Source organism: Neisseria sp. P0021.S006, assembly GCF_051956895.1.
Genome location: NZ_JBQCWZ010001266.1, coordinates 1 through 443, shown reverse-complemented (window position 1 = coordinate 443; position 443 = coordinate 1). Strand labels below are relative to the sequence as shown.

The 443-nt window shown below is 52.4% G+C and carries 1 protein-coding gene; it reads left to right on the top strand.

Translation table 11 applies throughout. From position 1 onward, the window contains the following. Positions 1–54: 54 nt before the first annotated feature. Positions 55–443, top strand: a 389-nt coding sequence (gene bioD, locus ACTHUM_RS19810) for a dethiobiotin synthase (protein ID WP_440403983.1), incomplete at its 3' end; no start/stop codon positions are given.

Here is a 443-nt window from a genome sequence, read left to right as displayed (position 1 = left end):
CCTCTTGACCGAACTTGCCGACAAAACCGTACAAATCTTGAAGGAACACAGCAAATGAAAGGCGTTTACTTCGTTAGTGGCGTAGACACGGACATCGGCAAAACCGTCGTCACCGGCGTGTTGGCAAAACAATTGTTGCAGCAGGGTAAAAGCGTGATTACGCAAAAGCCCGTGCAAACCGGTTGCCAAGACATTGCCGAAGACATCGTCGTCCACCGCAAAATCATGGGCATACCCATGCAGGAGGCCGACAAACAAGGGCTGACCATGCCCGAAATCTTCAGCTATCCAGCCTCGCCCCATCTCGCCGCCCGTCTTGACGGCAGAGCTTTGGATTTGGATAAAATCCGTACCAACACTCAAGAGTTGGCGACGCAATACGAAATCGTCTTGATCGAAGGCGCGGGCGGATTGATGGTTCCACTGACGGAAGATCTGTTGAC